This is a genomic window from Pedobacter sp. R20-19 (assembly GCF_000708265.2).
Classification (GTDB): Bacteria; Bacteroidota; Bacteroidia; order Sphingobacteriales; family Sphingobacteriaceae; genus Pedobacter.
This window is the reverse complement of sequence record NZ_JCKI01000001.1, coordinates 265,265-289,062: the sequence shown is the minus strand read 5'-3', so window position 1 is coordinate 289,062 and position 23,798 is coordinate 265,265. Positions and strand designations below refer to the sequence as shown.

The 23,798-nt window shown below is 36.4% G+C and carries 18 protein-coding genes; 9 read left to right on the top strand and 9 right to left on the bottom strand.

Annotation, left to right across the window (positions count from 1 at the left end; translation table 11 throughout):
- Positions 1–13: 13 nt before the first annotated feature.
- Positions 14–1,003: a helix-turn-helix transcriptional regulator gene (locus AN34_RS01270; protein WP_051666148.1), complete on the bottom strand. Its 990-nt coding sequence runs from the start codon at positions 1,001–1,003 to the stop codon at positions 14–16.
- Positions 1,004–1,098: 95 nt separating this feature from the next.
- On the opposite strand from AN34_RS01270, the gene AN34_RS01265 reads away from it, so the two are divergent.
- Positions 1,099–1,827 (top strand): siderophore-interacting protein, encoded by a 729-nt coding sequence (locus AN34_RS01265; RefSeq protein WP_029281483.1) that lies wholly within the window; start codon positions 1,099–1,101, stop codon positions 1,825–1,827.
- Here the strand turns inward: AN34_RS01265 and AN34_RS01260 are convergent, their stop codons facing one another.
- The 7 genes from AN34_RS01260 to ruvX form a co-directional block, all read right to left on the bottom strand.
- Complete coding sequence (locus tag AN34_RS01260; RefSeq protein WP_029281481.1) at positions 1,828–2,850, bottom strand: DUF3078 domain-containing protein; 1,023 nt, start codon at positions 2,848–2,850, stop codon at positions 1,828–1,830. It abuts the gene before it with no gap.
- 81 nt (positions 2,851–2,931) lie between these two features.
- A complete protein-coding gene (locus tag AN34_RS01255; protein WP_029281479.1) occupies positions 2,932–3,255 on the bottom strand; it encodes a hypothetical protein in 324 nt (107 codons plus the stop codon).
- On the bottom strand, positions 3,252–4,007 hold the full coding sequence (locus AN34_RS01250) for a hypothetical protein (RefSeq protein WP_029281477.1): 756 nt from the start codon (positions 4,005–4,007) through the stop codon (positions 3,252–3,254). Before AN34_RS01250 ends, AN34_RS01255 begins: the two co-directional genes overlap by 4 nt.
- A gap of 48 nt (positions 4,008–4,055) precedes the next feature.
- On the bottom strand, positions 4,056–4,892 hold the full coding sequence (locus AN34_RS01245; protein ID WP_029281475.1) for a glucosaminidase domain-containing protein: 837 nt from the start codon (positions 4,890–4,892) through the stop codon (positions 4,056–4,058).
- A 48-nt stretch (positions 4,893–4,940) separates the two neighbouring features.
- The gene (locus AN34_RS01240) at positions 4,941–5,615 is read right to left on the bottom strand and encodes a glucosaminidase domain-containing protein (protein ID WP_029281473.1); all 675 of its coding nucleotides are present in this window, start codon (positions 5,613–5,615) and stop codon (positions 4,941–4,943) included.
- A 48-nt stretch (positions 5,616–5,663) separates the two neighbouring features.
- Positions 5,664–6,299, bottom strand: a complete 636-nt coding sequence (locus tag AN34_RS01235; protein ID WP_029281471.1) for an O-methyltransferase — start codon at positions 6,297–6,299, stop codon at positions 5,664–5,666.
- Positions 6,300–6,307: 8 nt separating this feature from the next.
- On the bottom strand, positions 6,308–6,724 hold the full coding sequence (gene ruvX / locus AN34_RS01230; RefSeq protein WP_029281469.1) for a Holliday junction resolvase RuvX: 417 nt from the start codon (positions 6,722–6,724) through the stop codon (positions 6,308–6,310).
- A gap of 184 nt (positions 6,725–6,908) precedes the next feature.
- Between ruvX and AN34_RS01225 the strand changes: the two genes are divergently transcribed.
- The 4 genes from AN34_RS01225 (at position 6,909) to AN34_RS01210 (ending at position 10,964) form a co-directional block, all read left to right on the top strand.
- The gene (locus AN34_RS01225) at positions 6,909–7,637 is read left to right on the top strand and encodes a DUF3575 domain-containing protein (protein ID WP_029281462.1); all 729 of its coding nucleotides are present in this window, start codon (positions 6,909–6,911) and stop codon (positions 7,635–7,637) included.
- A 189-nt stretch (positions 7,638–7,826) separates the two neighbouring features.
- Positions 7,827–8,975, top strand: a complete 1,149-nt coding sequence (locus AN34_RS01220) for a DNA polymerase III subunit gamma/tau (protein WP_029281460.1) — start codon at positions 7,827–7,829, stop codon at positions 8,973–8,975.
- A gap of 2 nt (positions 8,976–8,977) precedes the next feature.
- Positions 8,978–10,501 (top strand): regulatory iron-sulfur-containing complex subunit RicT, encoded by a 1,524-nt coding sequence (locus AN34_RS01215; RefSeq protein WP_051666146.1) that lies wholly within the window; start codon positions 8,978–8,980, stop codon positions 10,499–10,501.
- The gene (locus AN34_RS01210; protein ID WP_029281456.1) at positions 10,470–10,964 is read left to right on the top strand and encodes a gliding motility lipoprotein GldH; all 495 of its coding nucleotides are present in this window, start codon (positions 10,470–10,472) and stop codon (positions 10,962–10,964) included. The genes AN34_RS01215 and AN34_RS01210 overlap by 32 nt, the downstream gene beginning before the upstream one ends.
- A gap of 58 nt (positions 10,965–11,022) precedes the next feature.
- Here the strand turns inward: AN34_RS01210 and murF are convergent, their stop codons facing one another.
- A complete protein-coding gene (murF, locus tag AN34_RS01205; RefSeq protein WP_029281454.1) occupies positions 11,023–12,321 on the bottom strand; it encodes a UDP-N-acetylmuramoyl-tripeptide--D-alanyl-D-alanine ligase in 1,299 nt (432 codons plus the stop codon).
- 83 nt (positions 12,322–12,404) lie between these two features.
- Here murF and AN34_RS01200 point away from each other — a divergent pair, with 83 nt between their 5' ends.
- The 4 genes from AN34_RS01200 to AN34_RS01185 all read left to right on the top strand — a co-directional run bounded on the left by AN34_RS01200 (position 12,405) and on the right by AN34_RS01185 (position 23,789).
- Positions 12,405–14,900: a M14 family metallopeptidase gene (locus AN34_RS01200; RefSeq protein WP_029281452.1), complete on the top strand. Its 2,496-nt coding sequence runs from the start codon at positions 12,405–12,407 to the stop codon at positions 14,898–14,900.
- A gap of 454 nt (positions 14,901–15,354) precedes the next feature.
- Positions 15,355–18,576 (top strand): SusC/RagA family TonB-linked outer membrane protein, encoded by a 3,222-nt coding sequence (locus AN34_RS01195; protein WP_029281444.1) that lies wholly within the window; start codon positions 15,355–15,357, stop codon positions 18,574–18,576.
- 16 nt (positions 18,577–18,592) lie between these two features.
- Positions 18,593–20,020, top strand: a complete 1,428-nt coding sequence (locus AN34_RS01190) for a SusD/RagB family nutrient-binding outer membrane lipoprotein (RefSeq protein WP_029281442.1) — start codon at positions 18,593–18,595, stop codon at positions 20,018–20,020.
- A gap of 631 nt (positions 20,021–20,651) precedes the next feature.
- On the top strand, positions 20,652–23,789 hold the full coding sequence (locus AN34_RS01185) for a SusC/RagA family TonB-linked outer membrane protein (protein WP_231625467.1): 3,138 nt from the start codon (positions 20,652–20,654) through the stop codon (positions 23,787–23,789).
- Positions 23,790–23,798 lie beyond the last annotated feature (9 nt).

Here is a 23,798-nt window from a genome sequence, read left to right as displayed (position 1 = left end):
ACTTCCAACTAGCCTACCTCGCTTTGCCCGGACTCACACCAAATTTTTTATTAAATGCATGGCTAAAATGCTGAACGGATGAATAGCCTAACTGTTCGGAAATATCTTTAATGTTTAATTGATGATCTGCTAAAAGAGCCTTAGCCTCCATTAGTTTATAATCACTTAAATAACCAAAAACAGTATTGTTAAAGGTTTCTTTAAAACCCCGTTTTAGTTTAAACTCATTAATTCCGGCAGCCTTAGCTAATTCGGTTAAAGATGGTGGATGATGAGCGTGTTTTAGCAAATATTCTCTGGCATAATAAATTCTGTCCTTATCATAATCTGATTTTAAAGTCTTTGGTGTTGATCTTTTATTCGCATATTCAAATGCCTGTGCCTGCAGAGCCAATAACTCAACACACTTAGATTGTAGAAACAGTAGCTTCAGCCCGCCTGTAAAGGTACAGTTCATAATATCATTGATACAAGCGTACATGGCTATACTGATGGGTAGATTATCAGCAGAAATGGCCATTGGCTTATTGTTCATAATGGTTTCCCCAAATCTCTTTAAAAGGGAACCACTATCACTGGTTAAATCCACGAATTTATCACGGTGAAAATGAACCTCAAAAAATTTGTGTGATCTATCTGTATTAAAATTCGCAATTCCATCAAAGTTTGGCGTGTAAATAATATTATGCTGATTGGCTTTAATAGCGATCTTTTTCTTAGTTAAAAAATTCTCTAAAATTCCTCCTCCTTTAATCGAAAAATGAAGTTCAACCAATTCTGCATCATCAAAAGATTTTACCCGCAACTGGTTTTCCTTTACAAGAACATCGCCATAAACAATAAAAATACCTGAGAAAGCAATCTGTACAAATTCCGCATCACCAAAAGGAAAGCTGAATTTTTCTTTTCGCTCCGTAACCAATGGAAGATTTATATCCGAATGATCAATCATATGGTTAACCACATATTGCTGGTTTGATTTATCGTAAATGCTTAAAGCCATAAAATCCCTTTCATATAAGTTTTAATCCTTTTGATGTAAAATGAACTTCGTATTTGACCATTACTTTTGTTTAAAGTTACTAAACAATTTACACGATGCCGAAATTACCATCATGGCTGGCCAATACAATGGAAAAAATGATCAGCAATAAAATATTTGAAGTTGAAGTGGCTGATACCAGGATGCTCAGCAATAATATTAAAGAAATAATACTCAGGGGAAATTTTTTGGATCTGGATTTCATCCTAGGAAAGGAGGTTTTATTCCGGATAAACTCAAACGAATACAGACATTATACCCTCTCTGATTTTGATCAGGAGGCAGGAACCTGCCAGATTATCTTTTTTTTAAACCGAAAAGGCCCGGGAAGCAGCTGGGCGGCAAATATAGAAAAGGGTAACCAGTTAAAGTTTATTGCAGATCAGGCTAAAGTAAAGTACAATTTCGATTCAAACCAACATTTCTTTTTTGGTGATGAAACCAGTATCGGTTTGTATGAGTCATTTGGTAAAACAGCACAAGGTTTAGACCATGAATGCTTCGGTATTTTGGAAATGAATGAAGAAAATGATCAGGCTTTAGCAAACATTGATTTATTAATTGACGTGGTGCCTTCAGATCTCACTTCACCTGCAGGGAATGCCATAGAGTGGATGGAAAATATGCATCCAAAATGTTGGGAAATGTGGGAAAACGCAAGCTTTTATCTTACAGGCAGAGGTAAATCCGTTCAAAAATTTAAAAAATATCTTAAAGAAAGAGGCGTTAGCTACAAACAAATCCAAACCACCTGTTATTGGGAAAACGGTAAAACCGGGGGCTAGTTACCTCGGAAAAACAAAAGCAAAACCTAATGCTAAAGTTTGACTGGCTTGAATTTTATTGGTGCCTGTATCTTCATCAAATAAAGCTATGCCAGTTAAACTTGTATTCATAAACCTGTTAATTTTTGCCGTTAAGGCAATATCAAGGCGATGATCAATTCTGTTCCACCCAAAATCTTCATAAGGAATAAGCATCGCATAACGAGCCTTTAGATTTGTATTGGTAAAAATATCCTTATCAAAAGCAGAAACAATTTGAAAGGCAAGATCATTTCTAAAAGTTTTGCCATAGTCTACACCGTATACTGACTCTTTAGGTGGTTTAGTAGGGTCAGGATCATTGAATAGCGCTTTATCAAGCACAAATGTTTGTCGGGCCGTACCTGTACCAAATCGGGTTGAAAAGTATTTTGATGGTTTATATTCAAAACCTATGGATTCTGTTAAATAACCCGGGCCCATAAATTTCGAAATCAGTGTTGCCGTTTCAGTACCGTTCACGGTAGCATAAGAAAAACCTTTATCAAATTGTGATTCAAAGTTGATCGAACCGAAAAAATACCAGTTTTTAGATAATTGAAATGACGCTTTATTATCCCAGAAAATCCTGTCATTGGTTTTCTTTTGCAACTGGTCTTTATTTTTGATTTTACCGTATTGCAAAATAAGTTCACTTACATAGCTGTAATTATTTTTGTTGTATTCTGCTTTCCAGTTTAATAAACCACCAACGGCCACAGAGTTTACCCCACCACCTTTCCAGTTATCACTAAATTGTGCCTGGTTTATATTAATGCCTATTGAAGTTTTGGTTTTCCAGTAATTTACCTTTGCATTAACGATATAAGGCGGAATTTTAACCGGTTCGAAGTTTAAAGGTCCCTGCCTGCTTGGTAACGGACTACGTTTTAACTTTATATTCAGGTCTTTGGTATTGATTGGAATGGTATCAATTTCCTGTGCATATAAATCTATAGAGCAGATACTTAGAATAAGGATTAGGACGGCTAAACAATTCTTCATGGGTTACAAAGAAAACGAAAAAAATTATAGATCAAAAGTTTTAAAAGAATGAATCTCTCGTTTGTTACTAAAACCTAACAGTTAGATGAGTTTAATCCATCCATACCAATTGCCTTTCTTAAGGTATTCCATGTTTAATTCGTAATGGTATGCCTCCTTTTCAAAAACAATGTTTAAATAAGCTTTATGGTGTTCCCGGTATCGGATTAAGTTGATGAAATAGTTGATCAGGTATAAAATATAGAATGGAAAAATCAATAGCTCCAGCTGTTGGCGAAGGTGAATTTTTTCATGGTTAATGATGCTTTGGTCTTGCTTAAGTTTTAAATTTTTAAGCAGGATAAAAGGAAAGATAGCCATACCTGTGGCAGGTAATTTTTTTACAATCAAAATGGGTGCTTTCACAGTTTTTCAATTGTTATGTTGGGCAATTTTGGCAGTTGCAATGCCTTTGGATTAATGCGATAACTTCTATAAGCATTTTTGATAAATACATTGAAAGAATAGTCATCAGCATCAAGCACAAACTGATAGGTTGGCCGGTATTGCTGCATAAAATCAATCAGTTCAGTATCTTTAATTCCTAATACCTGTTGTACCAAGTTGGGATTGAAGCGATAATCAATCAGATCTTCATGATAATCTTTTTCCAGTATTTTTTGAAGATGACGGGCATTACGGCCTTGTTTGCTTAGTAGATTGTAGATCGCATCAATACCTAAACCAACACCTCCGTTACCTAGGTTGATTAAATCTTTACTACTGCCTTTTTTGGTTTGATAACGATATTCCTGTACCGATTTTTCATAAAGCTGTTGTGGCGTTAATCTTTTTTGCTGTATAACAACATCTCTCAGCCTAATGCCTAAAGACTTTAACTGAAAATAAGCTGCCGGCTGACCATGAAAAATTAATGTATCTACCCCATAGCCTGCAAGTGCCGCAACCAGGGTATCTCCTGGAATGGCCGCAGTACTAAACTCTCCTTTTGTATTGTTGTAAAGTCCATCGCCGGTGCGAAGATTATAAATGTAAACTTTTGCTAAACGCTGTTTACTTTCCTTATCAATAACAAGACCTTGCACAGGTTTGGTTTGTGCATGAACAAGCATCGAAAAGAAGCTAAATGATAATACTAAAGCGGCAAAAAGTTTCATTAGTCTACAAAACTACAAATATCCTGTACGGAATGTTTAGGCTTAACATTATTTAACCTTAAGCACCTGGTCAAGTCTAATTCCGTCGCTCGTCATTTCGTTCAGCATTTTCAATTCGTCAACACTTAAGTTAAATCTTTTTGCAATGTTGTATAAGGTATCGCCCTTTACTACAGTATAAGTTCCATCTGCCAGGATGGGCTTGGCTCCAGGTGGAGGAGTTTCAACTGGGGCAAACTTTTCTTTTTCTTTAGGGATATTTTGATTGATCTGTGTAAAAACCCGGTCTTCCCGGGCAATTTTTTGTTTTTCGCTTTCCGGCTGATCATATTGATAAAGCTGATATTTTTCAATCACACCAATTAATAAATCAGGATATTTTGGGTTAGTGGCATAACCGGCTGTTTTTAATCCCTGTGCCCAGCTTTTGTAATCATTTCTATCTAGTTGAAATAAGAAGCTGTAGCGTTTCCGCTTTAAAAATTCCGAGTGATCTCTAAATGATTCGCGGGCATCTTTATACACCCTAAAGCAATCGTTTTTCTGATCATCATCCCTGAAATAATTTTTTCCTTTCCACTCTGAAGTACATTTAATACCAAAATGATTGTTGGCATATTTCGCTAAATCACTGTTGCCACTACCCGATTCCAGAATGCCCTGTGCCAGGGTTATACTTGCCGGAATCCCATCAGAATTCATTTCCTCAATGGCAACAGCTTTAAATTCATCTATATAGCTTAATGTATTGTAACTCTTGTAGGTATTGTTATTGGCTTTATTGGCTGCCTTTTCAATCTGCTTATTGTTCTTTGAGTATTTACGTGTTCCGCAAGAACTTAAGAGAAGCACGGCAAAAGCAATATAGAAGAAGATGAATTTCATAATAATGATCAGATATAATTGTTTTTTGGTGAGCATGACTTAGAATAACTACAATCTAATTTTTTGACCGGGTTTTAATTTAGAATTTTTGAGCCCGTTCTTTCTCATAATGGTTTTAACCGTTGTGTGTTTTTTCTTGGCGATTAAATTTAAGTTATCGCCAGATTTTACAGTATACCATGCAGAAGCGCTATGCCTCTTTTTACGGTGATAAACTGATTTGGCAGGAATAGGTTCAATATAATCTGCAGGGCGATCATCATATTGATAAAGCTCATATTTTTTAACCAGATTAATGACCTGGCTTGCCCAGGTGCGGCTTTGTGCATAACCTGATCTTTGAATTCCTTTTGCCCAGCCCTTATAATCATATTGATCATACTTTTCAAACAAATTGTTAAAAGGAGCGCGTGTTTCCATAATTTCAACAAAATGATTGTATGAATCTTCGTCGCTATTGTAATCTCGGTAGGCAGAACGAATTTCAGTGTTATTGTTAGGCCCTTTTACGCCAAAATGGTTGTTTAAATGTTGAGCAATTCTGCTGTTCCCTGCTGCAGATTCGTGAATGGCGACCGCTAAAATAATACTGGCAGGTATTTTATGGTCATGCATTAATTCTTGAGCACATTCCACATGTTCTGAAATATACTCATCCGTATCTTGTGCTTTAGTAACAATTACACTTAAAAGTAAAAGGTAAATAGTAAATATAATTTTCATTTTCTTTTCATTATCATCATTGCTTCGTGCATAGCAATGAAAAAGGGTTTATTTTTTCCTGATTACAAACAGCCCGTCTCTTACAGGTAAGATTAATTTTTCTACACGCTCATCTGCGGCTATTTTATCATTAAAGCTGGTAATATTTCTGGTGTCTTTGTCCTGCTGATCCTGAAGAACTTTACCACTCCACAATACATTATCTACAATGATTATTCCTCCCGGGCGAACCTGATCAAAGATTAAATCATAATAAGTACCATTATTCTTTTTATCAGCATCTATGAAAACAATATCAAAGGTTTCATCTAAATCGTTTATGGTTTTAATGGCATCACCTAAGATATAGTTGATCTGGTTATGGTATATCGATTGCTCGAAATGCTTCCTTACCATATCCTCCAGTTCTACATTAATGTCTAAAGTATAAATGTTTCCGTCTTGCGTTAATCCTTCAGCGAGGCATAATGTTGCATAACCCGTAAAGGTGCCAATCTCCAGGATACGTTTTGGCGCAATCATCTTACTCAGCATACTTAAAACCCTACCCTGATAATGTCCGGAGAGCATCCGGGGCATCAAAACTTTTAAATTGGTTTCCCGATCTATTTGTTGTAGCAACTGGCTTTCAGGCTCGCAGTAATGAATTAATAAATCTTGTAAGTTGTCGTTTATCAGGCTCATGTATTCGGTTATAAACGGTTGGTTTCCATAAAATATTGTAAAATGATGGTGGCAGCGACAGTGTCTACCCGATCTTTATCCCGCCTATCCATTTTTTTTAAGCCACTTTGTATAATGGCCTGATGTGCCATTTTTGAAGTAAAACGTTCATCAACCCAATGCTGCGGGATGGTGGGAAAGGCTTTTTTTAACAATGTAGAAAATCCCTTAACATGCTGTTTAGAATCTGAATCTGCTCCATTCATTTGTTTAGGATCGCCAAGTACAAAAGCTTCTACCTGTTCTGCAAGCAGGTATTTTTTGATATATTCAATGGCATCTTTTGGGTGTACAGTATCTAACCCTGTTGCAATAATTTGCAAAGGATCGGTAACGGCAATGCCGATACGCTTGGTGCCATAATCAAAAGCCAAAATTCGAGCCATATGTATTAAAAACCTCAAAGGTAATGTTTTTCATTTTATTGAATTTTTGAAGAATTGGGAATGTAATTCCTCACATGTAGAATATACTTCTCAAAACTATAGCTTAGTATAATATATAATACTTTGATATCCAGTTTGTTTGTAGTTTGGCTTGCCGCTTGTATCATGATCAGAAAAAATAAATATGAATCTAAAAATTACAAAATCTCTAGCCCTAACCATCGTTACTGGCTTAATGTCTATTTCTTTTGCATTTGCGCAAAAAACAACTGATACAGGGGATAACCTAATTAAGTTAAACTTTCCATCATTATTTATGAAAACCTTTAATGTTCAGTATGAAAGAGCTATTTATGGAAAAACGAGTGTAGGTATTGGTTTAAGAATAATGCCTAAAGGCTCTTTGCCGTTCAGTTCTTCTCTTAATAGTATTGATGAACAGATGGGAAGTTTAAAAACAGGCAATTTTGCAATCACTCCTGAGATTAAATTTTATCTTGGCAATGAAGTTTTTAAAGGATTTTATATCGCGCCGTTTTTAAAATATGCAAATTACAGTGCTTCCATAAATTATGAATATCATTCAGATAACCAGGATGAAGTTATTCCATTAAATGGAAACATAAATACATATACTGTTGGTGTTTTAGTTGGAGCGCAATGGCGTATTGCAAATAACTTTTATCTGGACTGGTCTATTTTTGGTCCTCAATATGGATTTTCAAGAGGAAATTTAAAAGGCACAAAAACACTAACAGAACAAGAGCAAAAAGATTTAAAAAGTAACCTGGATGATATTAATCTTCCTGTTGGAAAAACCACTAATACGGTAACTGCTAATGGTGCAATGGTAGATTTTAAGGGGCCATGGGCAGGAATCCGTGCAAATATCGGTATAGGCTACCGCTTTTAATCTTATAATAACCTGAAGCTGATCTGTTTAGAGTGGCTTCAGGTTTTAATTTCGAATGATATTATAATACGTTTATCCATTGAATTTTAAATCATTTTTAAATCTATCAAGTTTAAGAATGTATGCCGGTAACCGAACTTAGTTAGCACAAATGTGTGAATCTCGTATCAATTTCTTATTTTGCACCAAATGCAATTTAAAGAAATCATTGGTCAGGAAAAAATAAAGCAGCAGCTTGTGCAAACGGTTAAGGAAAACCGGATGAGCCATGCACAACTTTTTTTATCTCCTGTGGGCTCTGGTGCAGTAGCTTTAGCCGTAGCTTATGCGCAATATGTGAATTGCCTGAACAAAGGAGACAATGATAGTTGTGGCGATTGTTCCAGTTGTAGAAAATATGAACGATTGATCCATCCGGATTTGCATTTCTCCTATCCATTTTTCGCATCTGCCAGTACAAAAGTTGCGGTAGATATATTGGATGAATGGCGAAATATGTTTTTGCAAGATCCTTATTTTGATATGGATATCTGGCGTTCAAAACTCGATGCAGCAAACAAACAAGCCAATATTCCAATTGCAGAATGCCATGATATCATCAAAAAACTAAGTTATAAAGCCTTTGAGGCAGAAACGAAAGTTTTGATTATGTGGTTGCCAGAATATTTGGATAAAGCAGGTAATGCCTTGTTAAAACTAATAGAAGAACCGCCTGCCAATACCCTGTTTATCTTGATTGCGCAAAGTCAGGATCAGATTTTAACAACAATTTTATCGCGGACTCAAATTGTTAAGATACCAAAATTAAGTAGTGATGATATTTCTGGCTATTTAATGCAACATGGTGGGCTAACATCACATCAGTCTATCGATTATGCTTTCCTGGCAGATGGAAATTTAATAGAAGCAAAAGCATTAGCTGCAGATACGCAAAACGATAGCTCCGGAACTTTTACGGCCTGGTTAAGAATGGGGTTTGGTAACAAAGTGCCCGATTTGATTGATTTTACAGAGGTAGCCGCAAAATGGGGACGAGAGAATCAAAAGAATTTTTTAAGATATGGCATTAATTATTTACGGGAGTGCTGCTTAATTATTAGTGGTGCAGAAGAGCTGGTAAAATTACCACCACTTACGTTAGATACGGCCAGGAAATTAAGTACTCACGTGCTAAGTTTACCAATGGCCGAGGCCATTATTAGTGAATTGGAAACGGCACACTACCATATTGAAAGGAATGCAAACCCAAAAATTCTCTTTTTAGATGTATCTTTACAATTGGTAAAAATTATCAAGTTTAAAACGCTCCCTGCGGGGACTCAATATATATACAATTAGTTATGGGATGTGGAAGTTGTTCAACAGGTGGTGGTTGCACCCCTAATGGATGCAAGAGTAATGGCTCATGCGGTACTGGTGGGTGCCAGACAATGGAAGTGCACGATTGGCTATCCAATTTGGATATGCCCTCAAATTATAAACCTTTTCAGGTTACAGAAGTAAAGTTTAAAGGCTCACGTAAGGAGTTTTTCTTAAATCATGATAACATTTATCTGGAAATTGGAGAGCTGGTAGCCGTTGAAGGGCCAACTGGTGGTTTTGATGTAGGTCACGTTTCACTTACGGGTGAATTGGTACGTGTGCAAATGAAACGAAGAAAGGCTCCTTTAGATCAGGTAGTTAAAAAGATTTACCGGAAGGCTACAGAAGCGGATGTAGAAAAATGGAATGCGGCTAAAGAAATGGAGTGGGAAACGATGCATAAGGCTCGCAAACTTGCGTTAGACCTGCGTTTGTCTATGAAAATTAGTGATGTAGACTACCAAGCCGATAAAACTAAAGCTACTTTTTTCTATACTGCTGATGGACGTGTGGATTTTCGCGAGCTGATTAAAAAAATGGCAGAAAGCTTTCGTATTCGCATTGAAATGCGCCAGATTGGAATGCGCCAGGAAGCTGGACGTTTAGGTGGAATTGGCTCATGCGGGCGTGAATTATGCTGCTCTACCTGGCTTACCAATTTTAAAACCGTTTCTACAGCCGCAGCCCGTTATCAGAATTTATCTTTAAATACATTAAAACTTGCCGGCCAGTGTGGAAAGCTAAAATGTTGTTTAAACTATGAGTTAGATACTTACCTGGATGCACTAAAAGATATTCCTGATCGTATTGAAAATCTGGATACCGAAGCGGGTTATGCCCGCCATCAAAAGACAGATATTTTTAAAAAAATTATGTGGTTTAGTTACCAGGGCGATGAAAACTGGATTCCGGTTAAAGCATCTCGTGTTAAAGAAATCATGGTGATGAACAAAGCCGGTAAAAAGGCACCTAACCTCAAAGAAGAAGCTGTTCAAATTGCGGCACCAGTTGTGGTTGAAAAATCATTTGATTATGAAAATGTAGTAGGTCAGGATAGTCTCACCCGTTTGGATGAACGTTCAAGAGGTAAAAACAACCAGAACCGTAACCAAAAAGGCAAAACCAATAATAACCAGAACAGAAGAGAGCGGATGCCCGCAGGTGATAAAAATTCAGCGGCCAATGCTAAACCTCAACAGGCAAATCAGAAGCCTCAATCTGGCGGAAGGTCAGCACAGAATGGCCCAAAATTACAGCAAAATACAGGAGCTAAGCCACAACAAGTAGTTTCAAAACCACAACATCTAAATGGGCCTAAAACCCAGAATAATCATCCAAAACCTCAGCAGCAAGCCCAAAAACCTGTCGTGAAGGCAGAAGGTGAAACTCATGTAGATGGAGCGAAGCCGGAGCCAAGCAAAAATAAAAGCAGAAATAACCGTAGAAAAAATAATAACCGCAGAAAAGATAATGGTTCAGATCAAAAGCCAGCTGCAGAATAAACAGCGAACATCTTTATTGTTTTTCCTGATAGTTGCTTCACTTTTAATGAGCTGTACTTCCAGTGTGATTGATTCTAATGATCAGGTTCCGGAGCGGAAGTGGGCATATAGAAATCACATTGTTAATTCATTTGAGATTAAGGATAATACAAAAGCCTATAATATTTATTTCAAATTAAGGCACACAGCTGATTATAAGTATTCAAACATTTATATTCTGGCTCATTTTAACGACGGGAAAAATACAGTAACCAAGCGCTATCAATATAAATTGGCAAAAAATGATGGAGAATGGTTAGGGAGTGGCTCAGGAAATATTTTTAGTTACACACTTCCGATGCAAACCAATTATCATTTTCCGAAAAATGGAAAGTTTACCATTGAAATTGAACAGAATATGAGAGATAACCCTTTATTAGAAGTGGTTGATTTAGGTATTTTGATCAATGAGCATCAGCGTTAATTGTGCTTAATTAAATAGTATAGGTTTGTATTTCTATAATTCTATACTATTTAATCTATTATAAAAACTGCAATAAACTTTCCAGCTTCATGCCCCTTGAGCCTTTAAGTAATACTAGGCTATCTTTAATTTGCTTTTCCTCAAGGTAAATGGCGGCTTTTGCGGGTGTTTGAAAAAAGGTAGCCTTAATTTCATTTTCAAAGGCATAAAAATCCTTCCCTATCAATATAACTTCGTCGATGCCACTTTCAGAAGCTTGCTTTGCAATAAGTTCATGCTGTTTGGCAGATTCGGGGCCTAACTCGAACATGTCTCCTAAAATTGCAATTTTGTAATTAGCCGTTATAACTGAAAGGTTATTTAATGCGGCAGACATACTGCTTGGATTGGCATTGTAAAAATCACAAATCACATGGTTGTTATCTGTTTGAGTGAGTTGTGAACGATTGTTTTTTGGTTGATAGCCAGATAAACCTGCATTAATTTGTTCAGAGGTCATATCAAAAAAATCCCCGATGCAAATGGCTGCCAGGATATTTTCAAAATTGTAGCTGCCAGTTAAGTTTGTTTTTACGGTTGAAGCCACCTCATGATTTGTCCAGTCAATCTCAATAAAAGGATCACTGCTTTTTAAGCTTCCTTTAATGGTATTTCCATTTTCAGTTCCGTAATAAATGAGTTTGCTTAGACCAGCTTTCGCACTCATTTCCATTAGGTAAGTATTGTCGCGGTTAATAAAGGTGTATCCTTTATATGCTTTGAGATAGGCATAAAGTTCAGCCTTTCCTTTTTTAACACCTTCAAATCCGCCAAAGCCATCTAAATGTGCCATGCCCACATTAGTGATAATGCCATGCGTTGGTTGAGCAATGGTACAAAGCAATTCTATTTCTTTCTGATGATTAGCGCCCATCTCAATCACTGCAATTTCCACATCCTTTGTAATGGATAATATAGAAAGTGGTACACCAATATGGTTATTCAGGTTGCCAAAGGTGGCAAAAGTTTTGTACCGTTCCGATAATACTGCATTAACGAGTTCTTTGCTGGTGGTTTTGCCGTTGCTACCCGTTAATCCAATTACGGGTATATTTAGTTGCTGGCGGTGATAACGTGCCAGATCTTGCAATGCTGAAAGCACATCATCTACCAACAAACACTGATCTGAAGCAAATTTAGCTTCATCGATTATGGCATAAGCTGCACCTTTTTCAATGGCCTGGGCAGCAAATTCATTTGCATTAAAGTTGTCGCCTTTTAATGCAAAAAAGATACAGCCAGGTATAATGTTTCTGGTGTCAGTAGAAATGATTGGGTTTTCTTGGTAATGGCTGTATAACTTTTCAGTAGTAATCATGCTTTTGCTAAAAATTTGCAGTAAAATTAAGCTTTCATCGCAACAAATAACAAAATTAGTACATTAGATAAATTTTAACCTTTATGAAGAAAAGCCTTACCCTATTACTTTTTATTATCACATCGATATTCTCTGTTAAAGCTCAGGTTAAATCTCCCGATGAATTTTTAGGATATGCGCTTGGAACGCACTTCACGCCTCATTATAAGGTAGCGGAATATTTTCGTCAAGTGGCAGCTGTAGCACCTAAAAGCATGAAACTGATTGCATATGGTATGACGAATGAAGGCAGGCCATTAATGGTTGCGGTAATTTCCTCAGCTGAGAATATAACCAGAATAGAGGAAATTAAAAAAAACAATTTAAAGCTGGTATCCGGCATTGCTAATAATATTGATTTGGGCAACCAGCCTGTAATTACCTGGCTCAGTTATAATGTTCATGGGAATGAAGCCAACTCAACTGAAACATCAATGAAAATGCTTTACACTTTGGTTTCTGGTACAAATCAGCAGGCCAATTCATGGTTAAAAAATACGGTGGTGGTGATTGATCCATGCTTAAACCCTGATGGAAGAGACCGTTATGTAAATTATTTTAACAGTGTGGTAGGTAAAACGCCAAATTCAGATCCGTCTGCCAGAGAGCACATTGAGCCTTGGCCAGGTGGCAGACCAAATCATTATTATTTCGATTTAAATCGGGATTGGGCCTGGCAAACACAAATAGAAAGTCAGCAAAGACTTGCTTTATATAACGAATGGATGCCTCAGGTTCATGTTGATTTTCATGAACAAAGTTATAATGAGCCGTATTATTTCGCTCCGGCAGCAGAGCCTGTACATCAGGATATTACGCCGTGGCAAAAAAGTTTTCAAATCATTGTGGGGAAAAATAATGCGAAGTATTTTGATCAGGAAGGTTGGCCTTATTTTACAAAAGAGCGGTTTGATCTATTATACCCATCGTATGGCGATACTTATCCCTTATATAATGGATCAATTGGAATGACTTATGAGCAAGGTGGAATCAGGGCTGGTTTATCTATAGTGACGAATGATGGCGATACTTTAACGCTGAAAGATAGGATTGCACATCACTTTGCCACAGGCATGTCTACCATAGAAGTTTCTTCGCAAAACCATAACAGGTTGCTGGAGGAATATAAAAAATATTTTCAACAGGAAATGACAAGTTCTCCGGGTATTTATAAAACTTTTGTAATTAAGGCCAGTAACTTATCCCGCCAAAAGAAATTAGCTGAGCTTTTAAAAAAGAATAAAATTGAGTTTGCTTATGGTGGAGAAAAATCTGGTAAGGCCTACGATTACGATACACAGAAAGAAGAAAATTTTAGCTTAACCCGGAATGATCTAATCATTAATGTTCAACAACCGAGAGCAGTTCTGGCCAACGTTTTATTAGAGCCGCAAACAAAGGTTACTGATTCTAATACCTATGATATTACCGCATGGGCCCTCCCCTATGTTTATGGTTTGAAAGGTTATGCAAGTAAAGAAAGCTTTAAAGGAAAATATGAAGATTTGGCTATAGCAGAGGAAGCATCAAATAATATTGAAAAGCCTTTAGCCTGGTTGTTCTCCTGGGGGTCGGCAGAGGATGCACAAATTTTAAATGGTTTGCAGCGGGAAAACATAAAAGTGCGTCAGGCTGATCAGCCATTTACCGTTTTGGGTAAAGAATATCCTGCCGGAACATTAATCGTATTCAGAACTGAAAATGAGAAATCTGTTAAAGATTTGAGTACAAAAGTTGTGCAGATTGCAAAGCGATTAAATAAGCCTGTAGTGGGGATTACCAGTGGTTTTGTAGAGAAAGGAAAAGATTTCGGATCGAACGTATATCCCATCCTGAAGCAGCCAAAGGTAGCAATCGTTTCCGGAGGCGAAGTTTCCTCTCTGGCTTTTGGTGAGGTTTGGTTTTATCTGGAACATGATTTAAATCTTACAACTTGTATTATAACCGCAAAAGACATCAATAATTTAGACATTAATAAAGTTAATACCCTAATTCTGCCTGATGGAAGTTACAGTTCCTTTATTAGTGAGGGCCTAACCGCATGGTTAAATAAGGGTGGAAAACTCATTTTGATGGAAGATGCAATAGAAAGTGTAATAGATAAAAAGGGCTTCGAAATTAAAAAGAAAGAAGTGATTGCTAAAAAAGATGAAAAACCAATACCAAGCAAACTGCTTTTTAAAGATAAAGACAAAGATGATTATGAATTTGCTATTCCAGGTGCTATATATAAAGTAAACCTCGATGCTTCTCATCCTTTTGCATACGGCCTGGGGAAAACCTATTATACCTTAAAAACCGATCGAAAAATATATGAACCATTCGCAGAAGGCTGGAATGTTGGCCTGGTAAATGATAAAAGCTTAATGGCTGGAGTAGTGGGTAAAAAAGTGCGTGAGGAATTAAAATCAGGGTTACTGATTGGTGTGCAAAATTTTGGTCGCGGAACAGTGGTTTACCTTGCCAATGACCCGCTTTTTAGAAATTTTTGGGAAAGTGGTAAAACACTTTTTAGCAATATAATTTTTTGTAAGTATTAAAAGAATAAATTTAAGCTCATTGTTAGATGGCATGTATTTCAAAAATACATGCCATTTTTTTTAATATTTAAAGTTAAAGTATAATTATACGCAAGTTTAGTCTATTTTTATGATAATTTTAACACTCAAAAACGAGTTAAATTGTATTTTAAGCTATACAAAATATAATTAAATATGTTTTTTTATATTTTTTTATATTTTTTTGAGTTTTTTATGATTTTTTAGGTGTTTATTTAAGCCTTTTTTAAATTTTAACAGTTTTTATATTAAAAATCTAAATAGTGGTATTATTGTAGTATTTATGTTACATTGTTTAATCTATTGAAAATCAATGTCTTGTTATTTTGTATAGTATGATTGTCTAATTAGTGTTAAAAATTGTTAAAAAATAATCTTTGAAATAGGCAGTAAAACCTAAATTAGAATAAACATTAACCAAACTACTACACTAACTATGAAAAAACTTCTAAAAAGTTTGTTCATTTTGATGTTTATTGCAGTGAATGCATTGGCTCAAGATCGAACAATTACAGGAACAGTTACTTCATCCGAAGATAAGCTGCCAATCCCTGGTGTAAGCGTAAAAATTCTTGGTGCCACAGGGGGCACCTCAACCAGTGCTGACGGAAAGTTCTCCATTAAAGCCCCAGCAGACGCTAAAATTATTGTATTTTCCTCAATCGGGTTTGCCACACAATCTAGGCCCATCGGAAGTTCAAATGTAATTAATACTGTCTTATCTTCAGATGCTAATGCATTGGATGAAGTTGTGGTAACTGCTCTGGGCCAGGTTAGGAAGAAAAATACATTATCTTATGCAGCGCAGCAGGTGAAAGGTGAAGAACTTACCCAAACACGATCATCAAATGCAGCGTCTGCACTATCAGGCAAAGTATCTGGTTTACAGATTATTCAAGGCAATGCAATTGGTGGATCAACCAATGTCGTAATCAGGGGTAATAAGTCTTTAACCGGGAATAACCAGGCGCTATTTGTAGTTGATGGTGTTCCAGTCGACAATTCAAACAATAATTCTACTAATCAGAGAACAGGTAGGGGCGGTTATGATTATGGAAATGCGGCAGCAGATATCAATCCTGATGATATAGAATCCGTTAACGTTCTTAAGGGAGCTGCAGCAAGTGCACTTTATGGCTCCAGAGGGGCGAATGGTGTAATTATGATTACTACAAAAAGCAGGAAGAGTAAAGGTATGGGGATAACGGTTAATAGTGGTTTAACTATTGGAACCATTGACAAATCAACTTTTCCGGAGTATCAAACTGAATATGGTGCCGGGTATTCAAGCGGATACGAAAGTGGAGATGGCTTCTTATTGATTGATGTTCAAGGTAATGGTGTTAAAGAAAAGGTTGTTCCCACATCTGAAGATGCATCTTACGGAGCTAAATTTGATCCAAATCTACTGGTGTATCAGTGGGATGCTTTTGACCCATACTCTACTAATTATAAGAAAAAAACGCCATGGGTTGCTGCCGCAAATAATCCATCAACATTTTACGAAACAGCAATTTCTAATAACAATAATATCATATTTGATGGCTCATCTGATAAAGGGACAATCAAGCTGGGTTATACCAGAAGTGATGACAGAGGTACGTTACCCAATAGTAAAATCATTAAAAATATATTAAATTTCGGTTCTACATACCAAATTACTGATCGGTTAACCGCATCGGCACTTGCGAATTATTCAAAAGTTGAAGGTTTGGGTAGATATGGGTCAGGATATAGTGGGTTAAATGTGAACCAAAATTTTAGGCAGTGGTATCAAACCAATGTTGATATGATGGCTCAAAAGGATGCTTACTTTAGAAATAAGCAAAATGTTTCATGGAATTGGGCCGACCCTTCTTCGCCTGAAGGCTTGGTTCCTAAATATACCGATAATTATTATTGGACAAGATATCAAAATTATCAAAATGATACTAGAAGCAGGATTTTTGGGAATGCGTCTTTAAATTATAAGGCAACTGATTGGCTAAATATCCTCGGGCGTGTTTCTTTAGATACTTACAATGAATTTCAGGAAGAAAGAGTTGCCGTAGGAAGTCAGGGAGCAGCCTCTTATGCCCGCACGGATAGATCGTTTAACGAAACAAATTTTGACCTTATCGCAAACTTTGATAAAAATGTTACGGAGAAACTTAACTTGAAGGCATTGCTTGGAGGTAATATCAGAAAGAGTTTGTTGAATAGCGTTTTTTCTACAACAAATGGTGGACTCATTGTGCCAGGGCTTTATAGTATTTCTAATTCGGTTGGTGCCGTAGCAGCCCCTATAGAAAACTATCAGCCTAAAGAAGTTGACGGATTTTTTGGTGGAGCTACCCTGACCTATGATGAATTTTTAACCTTAGATGGAACTTTTAGAAGAGATAAATCTTCTACACTTCCAGAAGGCGGAAATGCCTATAACTATTATTCGGTTGCTGGTAGCTGGTTATTCTCCAAGCAACTAAAGGATAAAGTTGACTGGATATCATCTGGAAAACTACGTGTCAACTATGCTACAGTTGGAAACGATGCGCCTTGGGGAAGTACCAAAAATGTTTACACCTCTCAAAATCTATTTGGATCAAGCATTTTATTTGCATATCCTTTCACTACTAATAATCCTTCATTGAAACCCGAAAAAACAGAAAGCAGTGAGATCGGTATAGATATGGCATTTTTAAATAATCGCATTGGCTTTGATGCTTCATATTACCTAACAAAAACAAAAAATCAAATTATACCAGTTGCGGTTTCTGCTGCAACAGGATTTACCAATACCTATGTTAATGCTGGCGTTATAAGAAATAATGGTGTCGAGGTTTCATTATATGGTTCGCCGATCAAAACACAAAATTTTTCCTGGAACATTAACATTAACTGGACAAAAAATGACAGTAAGGTTTTGGAATTGTACAATGACAGTAAAAATTTGCAATTGGCTAGTTTTCAGGCTGGTATAAGTGTTAATGCTACTTTAGGTCAGCCATATGGCACCATTCAGGGTAAAGATTATGTCTATAACTCAAACGGACAAAAGGTTATTGGTGCAGATGGATATTATAAAATAACATCAAGTACAACTAATGTTATTGGTAATATTAACCCAAAATGGATCGGTGGTATTTACAATAGCTTTAAATATAAAAACGTATCCTTAGGCTTCTTAATCGACATCCGTTCTGGAGGCAATGTTTGGTCATTAGACCAATTTTATGCCACCTATACCGGTATTTTACCAAATACTGTTGGATTAAACGATCTGGGTAATCCGGTAAGGAATCCGGTAACCAATAGTGGAAATAGCGGAGGCGTTATTTTGGATGGTGTAACCGAAGATGGTCAAGTTAATACTAAGCGTGTTGTGATAGATGCCAATTCTCCTACCCTTCCGCAATCTGCATTTTCATACGATGCCAGCTATGTGAAATTAAGAGAAGCTACATTAACGTACTCTTTTCCGAAAGCCATGATTTCAAAATGGGGTCCTATCAAAGGGATTGATCTTTCTGTTTTTGGCAGAAATTTATGGATTATACATAAAAATCTCCCTTATTCAGATCCGGAAGAGAATTTGTCTTCTGGAAATGCGCAGGGTGTACAAAGTGGTGCATATCCAACAACCAGAACAATAGGGATTAATGCAAAGCTATCATTCTAATTAAATCAACAATAAAATGAAAAAATCAATCATATTTTTTGCAATGCTTGTTTCTTTTGCAGCTTGTAAAAAGGATATCACATCACTTAATATTGATACCAAAAGGCCATCGGAGGTTCCTGCTGCTACTTTGTTTTCATTCGCAACCAAATCTTACAGTGATGTTGTTACGAGTGCCAGTGTTAACACCAATGTTTTCAGATTCACTACAAGTCAGTGGGCAATGGTAACGTATCAGGATGAAGCCCAGTATGACTTCGGTACCAGAAATATTCCTCAGGCATGGTGGACTACGATGTATAGAGAAGTACTCCAAAATTTAAACCAATCATCAACCATTATAAAGGCCAATGCTACCTTAAACGCAGGTATAAAGTCGAATCAACTCGCAATTATTGATATCATGCAAGTGCTGGCATTTAGTACTCTGGTTAATACTTTTGGCAACGTACCATATAGCCAGGCGCTAGATCAACAAAATCTTTTTCCCAAATATGATGATGCGAAGACGATTTCGTTAGATCTATTGAAAAGGCTAAATACCGACATTGCTCAACTCAATACGGCAAGTGCAGGTTTTTCTGCAAGTGAAGACCTTATTTTTCAAGGGAATGTTTCAAAATGGATAAAATTTGGTAACTCTTTGCGGATGCAACAAGCTTTAATTTTAGCAGATGCAGATAATGCAATCGCCAAAACTGCTGTGGAGGCATCAGATGCAGGTGCAATATCTGCCGATGTAGATAATGCAACTTTTAAATATCTGGCTGGTGCACCAAACCAAAATCCACTTTTTGTTGATATTGTAACTGGTGGGCGTGGTGATTACGTGGCCGCAAAAGATTTGGTAGACAAATTGTTGGCGCTGGCAGACCCTCGTTTACCACAGTATTTTAGTACCAATTCAAACGGTGCCTACATTGGTGGTATAGTTGGGCAGGTGAATACGATATCTGCTGTTTCTAAGCCTGGTCCTAAAGTTTATGCTGCTGATGCGCCAACCCTGCTGATGGATTATGTAGAAACTGAATTTAATAGAGCAGAGGCAGCTGAGAGGGGATATACAGTTAGCGGTAATGCAGAAACGCATTACAATAATGCGATTAAGGCATCGATTTTATACTGGGGAGGTACAGCTACAGAAGCATCCACTTATCTTGCAAACCCACTAATTTCCTATGCAACGGCACCTGGTACCTGGAGAGAAAAAATAGGTGTCCAAAAATGGATCGCACTTTATAATAGGCCTTTTAATTGTTGGACAGAATTAAGAAGATTGGATTTTCCAAAAATTACTCCACCAGTAGGAGCTAAATCTGGTTTTCCTAACAGGCTTAACTATCCAAGTAATGAACAGCAATTAAATGGTAGCAATTATAGTCAGGCTTCTAGTGCAATTGGTGGAGACAATGTAACGACTAAATTATTTTGGGATAAATTTTAATTTGCTCTTTTAAAATAAATGAAGGCGGGTACTCAAAAAGTACCCGCCTTTTTTATAGAATCAAATTCTCAAATAATTTAAAACTGATTTTATTGTGGTATTTAGTAGTTAAGGTTAATATAAATTAAACATATGTGCTAGAAATAGCTACAATTTATTATTACTGCTTATTAAGGAAGATTATAATAGCTATCTGGAATGGAAAAACTTCCGAATGGTTGATTTAAGATAAATTCACTCGCTCATCCAAATAGTTTTTATCATTCATGTGCTATTCTAACACATTTCAATAATTTTTAGCTAAAATATTATTGATATTTATGATTGCAAGAAAGTCAATCATTCAAAAAAAATATATTGTTACACAACAAATCTGCATTTACTGACTTATTTATAAGTCAATTTTTATCAATATTAAAGTTTATGGATACTATTTTAGCATCTGCCTTAACGATTTAGTTCAAAAAAACCTCGTGAAATCAACAGTATTAAATTTTAATTTACTGATTACTAGAGAATTAATCTATTACTTCGGAAAGTTGTTAAAAAATGTTAAAAAAAATTTTCTGTGATGATTCTCAAAACTTAAATTAGGAGAATCATTAATCATTAACTAACCTATTTTTAAATTATGAAAAAACTTCTACAAAGTTTGTTCATTCTTATGTTCGTTGCTTTTGGCGCAATGGCACAAGACAGAACAATTACTGGTACAGTTACTTCTTCGGACGACAAATTACCGATCCCGGGAGTAAGCGTTAAGGTACAAGGTACGCAAATGGGTACCGTAACAGATGCCAATGGTAAATACTCGCTCAGAGTTCCATCCGGATCTACCACATTAAACTTTACTTTTATTGGCTTTGTTACTCAATCAAGGGTTTTAGGCACCTCGAGTACAATTAATGTTGCTTTAGCCGGTGATGCCGCTTCTCTCGACGAAGTTATTGTTGTAGCGGCAGGTTTAACGGCAAGTAAAAGGTCTTTAGGTACAGTTAATACAACCATCAAGTCTGATCAATTAATTGGTGCAAAACCTACCAACGTTGCAAGTGGATTGTTGGGTAAGGTAGCTGGTTTGCAAATTAATGGAACATCTGGAGGAACAAACCCTAACTTTCGGGTAGTATTAAGGGGCCAAAGATCATTAACCGGTAATAACCAGGCATTGATCGTTTTGGACGCTATTATAGTTCCAAATTCTGTTTTAAGCAATTTAAATCCAGAAGATATTGATAATGTAACCGTTCTAAATGGAGCCAGTGGAGCTGCACTTTACGGATCTGATGCATCAAATGGTGCATTAATTATCACTACGAAAAAGGGTAAACAAGGTAAATTAGAGATTAAAGCGCAACAAAGCTTAACAGTAGAGCAGGTTGCATTCTATCCTAAATTGCAAGAGCAGTTTGGCGGTGGTTCTGATAACGACCTAAAGATTTATTTAGGTTATGAAAATCAGCAGTTTGGCCCAGCTTTCGATGGGGTGCCAAGAGCAATTGGCTTGCCATTAGCTGATGGTACAGTAAAAATGAGCCCTTATCAATGGGGTAATGATAAGTATGATTTTTGGGATAATGGTTTAACCAGTCAAAGCGATCTATCTTTATCTTCTGGTGATGAGAAAGGTACGTTATTTATTTCAGGTCAATATCTTGATGTAAGTGGTACACTTCCAAAAGATAAATTCAATAAATCAAATGTTCGTTTTAATGGAACTAGAAATTTACTTAAAAATTTATCTACATCATTTGCGATAAGTTACGCTCAGAATCGTTATAATCAAACTACGTCAACTGGTTTCTATGATCAGATGTTACAAAGTCCGGGTAACTTGCCTATCACATCATTCAAAGATTGGAAAAATGATCCATTTGCTGATCCAAGTGGCTATCCGAATGCTTATTATACCAACCCTTATTTTAGTATTGATAACTTCCGTGAAAATGTAAGAAATGATTATTTAACCGGTAGCTGGGATTTAAAATATAGCCCTGCAAAGTGGGTTGATTTGACTTACCGTGTGGGATTTAACTCTAGAAATAATACAAGAAAATCTTATTCTGACATTTATAAATTTAATGATTACATCAAAACCAGACCAGAAATTGGTGCTTATAAAAGGACTGATGTAGTTGGTGGTGTAACCGATGGTGCTATTTATACAGGTCGAATTACAAATGAATTTCAGGCATCATTCAAAAAAACAGTAAACGATTTCAATTTTAATTTGATTGCAGCCGCATTTATGCGTCAGGATCGTACTAAAACAATGGAATCGTCAGTTAGTGGATTGGTTCAGCCAGGATTATTTAATTTAAGCAATAGTACCAATACACCAACAGCAACAGAAACCAATTATTTAGCGCGTCAGCAGGCTATTTATGGATTATTAAATGTAAGCTTTAAAAATTATTTATTTTTAAGTGCAACAGCACGTAATGACTGGGATTCCCGTCTGTCTGCTGCAAACAGATCATTCTTCTATCCATCAGGTAACATCTCTTTCGTGCCAACAGATGCGATTCCTGCATTGAAAGAGATAAAAGCAATTGATTTCATTAAATTAAGAGCAGGTTTATCAAAAGTTGGTTTAGTTAACGTAGGTGGTGCTGAAAACACTTTGGGTGCTTATCGTTTAGATGCTACCTTTAATCAAAATTCTGGTTTTCCTTATAATGGAATTGGTGGATTTACAGTAGGTAATAGCTTAGTATCGCCAAATATTACACCTGAGTTTTCTTATTCTTTCGAAGCAGGTACAGATATGTCATTCCTGAAAGATAGAATTAATGCCAGTTTTACCTATTACAGTACAAAAACTAAAAATCAAACCGTAACAGCAGCAGTAGCTAACTCATCTGGTTATAGTAACTATCTGTTAAATGCGGGTCAAACAAGTAGTAAAGGTATTGAGACAACTTTAGCTTTCGTACCTGTTAGAACATCTGATTGGACAGTAACTGTTGCTGCTAACTATTCACACTACAAAAACATGGTGGATGAATTATTAGCTGGAATCTCGAGTATTAATTTATCAAATACAACAAACGCTGGATCATATGGTATTGCTGGACAACCTTTCCCGGTTCTCCAAGGCAGATCTTATAATAGAGATAATGAAGGAAGAATAATTGTAGATCGCGTAACTGGCTATCCTTCAGGAACTTCAACGTTATCTGTTTTTGGTAATGCAGCACCTACCGATATTTTTGGTATTAACCTAAGTGCATCATTTAAAGGCATCACATTAACGGCATTAGCTGAATATAGAGGTGGTTATTCTGTGTATAATGGAATAGGGCCAAGTAGCTTAGATTTTAGTGGTGCTGGTATCAATACAGTTGCTTACAACAGAGAGCGTTTTGTAATCCCTAATTCATCTTATCTTGATCCGGCAACAAACACTTATGTGCAAAACACTAACATCACAGTAAAAGATGGTGGACCAGGTTACTGGACTATAGGTGGGCCAAGAACAAATATTGATGAAAATTACATCACATCAGGTAATTTTTGGAAAATAAGAGAAATTACACTGGGTTATGATTTCCCAAAAACACTTTTAGCGAAATCTAAATTTATCCAGGCGGCTAGAATTAGTGCGCAAGGTCGTAACTTATTTGTTTTCCTTCCAAAAACTAACGTATATACAGATCCAGAGTACAACAGTAATTCAACTACGAACAGTGGTAATGGTGTTGGTTTAAATGGAACAGAAACGCCACCATCACGTTATTATGGTGCTACGTTATCACTTACTTTTTAATACAGAAAT

Coding starts and splice junctions, on each gene's coding strand:
- AN34_RS01195 (WP_029281444.1), top strand. CDS start 15,355: ATGAAAAAACTTCTAAAAAGTTTGTTCATTTTGATGTTTATTGCAGTG.
- AN34_RS01215 (WP_051666146.1), top strand. CDS start 8,978: ATGGGATGTGGAAGTTGTTCAACAGGTGGTGGTTGCACCCCTAATGGA.
- AN34_RS01270 (WP_051666148.1), bottom strand. CDS start 1,003: ATGGCTTTAAGCATTTACGATAAATCAAACCAGCAATATGTGGTTAAC.
- AN34_RS01200 (WP_029281452.1), top strand. CDS start 12,405: ATGAAGAAAAGCCTTACCCTATTACTTTTTATTATCACATCGATATTC.
- AN34_RS01245 (WP_029281475.1), bottom strand. CDS start 4,892: ATGAAATTCATCTTCTTCTATATTGCTTTTGCCGTGCTTCTCTTAAGT.
- AN34_RS01190 (WP_029281442.1), top strand. CDS start 18,593: ATGAAAAAATCAATCATATTTTTTGCAATGCTTGTTTCTTTTGCAGCT.
- AN34_RS01265 (WP_029281483.1), top strand. CDS start 1,099: ATGCCGAAATTACCATCATGGCTGGCCAATACAATGGAAAAAATGATC.
- AN34_RS01250 (WP_029281477.1), bottom strand. CDS start 4,007: ATGAAACTTTTTGCCGCTTTAGTATTATCATTTAGCTTCTTTTCGATG.
- AN34_RS01210 (WP_029281456.1), top strand. CDS start 10,470: ATGGTTCAGATCAAAAGCCAGCTGCAGAATAAACAGCGAACATCTTTA.
- AN34_RS01220 (WP_029281460.1), top strand. CDS start 7,827: ATGCAATTTAAAGAAATCATTGGTCAGGAAAAAATAAAGCAGCAGCTT.
- AN34_RS01225 (WP_029281462.1), top strand. CDS start 6,909: ATGAATCTAAAAATTACAAAATCTCTAGCCCTAACCATCGTTACTGGC.
- AN34_RS01235 (WP_029281471.1), bottom strand. CDS start 6,299: ATGAGCCTGATAAACGACAACTTACAAGATTTATTAATTCATTACTGC.
- murF (WP_029281454.1), bottom strand. CDS start 12,321: ATGATTACTACTGAAAAGTTATACAGCCATTACCAAGAAAACCCAATC.
- AN34_RS01185 (WP_231625467.1), top strand. CDS start 20,652: ATGAAAAAACTTCTACAAAGTTTGTTCATTCTTATGTTCGTTGCTTTT.
- AN34_RS01260 (WP_029281481.1), bottom strand. CDS start 2,850: ATGAAGAATTGTTTAGCCGTCCTAATCCTTATTCTAAGTATCTGCTCT.
- AN34_RS01240 (WP_029281473.1), bottom strand. CDS start 5,615: ATGAAAATTATATTTACTATTTACCTTTTACTTTTAAGTGTAATTGTT.
- ruvX (WP_029281469.1), bottom strand. CDS start 6,724: ATGGCTCGAATTTTGGCTTTTGATTATGGCACCAAGCGTATCGGCATT.